The 624-nt window shown below is 70.7% G+C and carries 1 protein-coding gene; it reads right to left on the minus strand.

What is annotated here, in order from left to right:
• Positions 1-624 (minus strand): FecCD family ABC transporter permease (locus B3446_RS25140; protein WP_291386552.1); only part of this gene is annotated, 624 nt, incomplete at both ends.

Consider the following 624-nt stretch of genomic DNA (forward strand, 5'->3'; position numbering starts at 1 on the left):
CGGCCAGCGTCAGCGCCAGCGCGCCGCCCAGCACGCAGGCCGGCAGCAGCCAGCGGTGATTCGCGCCCAGCGTCATGCGCACCAGATGCGGCACTACCAGGCCGACAAAGCCGATGCCGCCCGTCGCGGCAACCAGCGGCCCAACGATCAGCGCGCACGCCAGCACCAGCTGTGCGCGTACACGCTTAAGCGCGTAGCCCAGGTGCTGCGCTTCGCGCTCGCCGAGCAGCAAGGCATTCATGACGCGCCACTGACGCATCAGCCACCAGGACATCAGCAGCACCCACGGGCCCAGGAACGCCAGCAACGTCCACTTGGCGCCGGCCAGGCTGCCCATGGTCCAGAACGTGAGGTCGCGCAACTGCGCGTCATTGGCCACGAACGTGAACAGGCCGATCATCGCGCCCGCCACCGCGTTGATGGCGATGCCCGCAAGCAGCAGGCCCGCCATGCCGGGCACGCGCCGGCCCAGGGCGTAGGCGCAGAAGGTGGCAAGCAGACTGCCGGCGAACGCGGCCGGCGCGAGCACCCAGAAGCCGCCCGAGGTCAGCACGATGGCGGCCACCGCGCCCAGCGAGCCGCCCGCCGAAATGCCGATTAGGCCGGGTTCGGCCAACGGATTGC

Source organism: Achromobacter sp. UBA5777, assembly GCF_002418565.1.
Taxonomy (GTDB): domain Bacteria; phylum Pseudomonadota; class Gammaproteobacteria; order Burkholderiales; family Burkholderiaceae_B; genus Achromobacter; species Achromobacter animicus.